Origin of the sequence: Acetobacter okinawensis (genome assembly GCF_002153655.1) — a bacterium.
Lineage (GTDB): Bacteria > Pseudomonadota > Alphaproteobacteria > Acetobacterales > Acetobacteraceae > Acetobacter > Acetobacter okinawensis_A.
The window spans coordinates 1-234 of the sequence record NZ_JOPJ01000121.1 but is presented as its reverse complement, the minus strand read 5'-3'; the positions used below and the strand labels follow the sequence as shown (position 1 = coordinate 234).

Below are 234 nucleotides of genomic sequence, written 5' to 3'. Positions count from 1 at the left end.
TCTTTCCACATTTCCCTGTTCATGACGTTTTGTGCGTTTTCTGAGCAATCTTTCCTCATGGTCAATGAAGACACTCAGATGTTTCATTTCCTCACGGGTAATGCCTAATTTCTGAATGATGGTCTTTGTGCCTGTCGTGTAGCCCTTGTGTCGTTTTTTGGCTGAATAGTCCTGACCGGCTTTCTTGTAGAGGGTCTGCATGGCGTTGTGCATATGTTTGGCAATATATCCCTC

At 44.4% G+C, this 234-nt stretch carries 1 protein-coding gene; it reads right to left on the bottom strand.

Going from position 1 to position 234, the window contains the following annotated elements; genetic code table 11:
• Window positions 1-234: hypothetical protein (locus HK26_RS13805; protein ID WP_219337107.1), on the bottom strand; the 234-nt coding region annotated here is incomplete at both ends.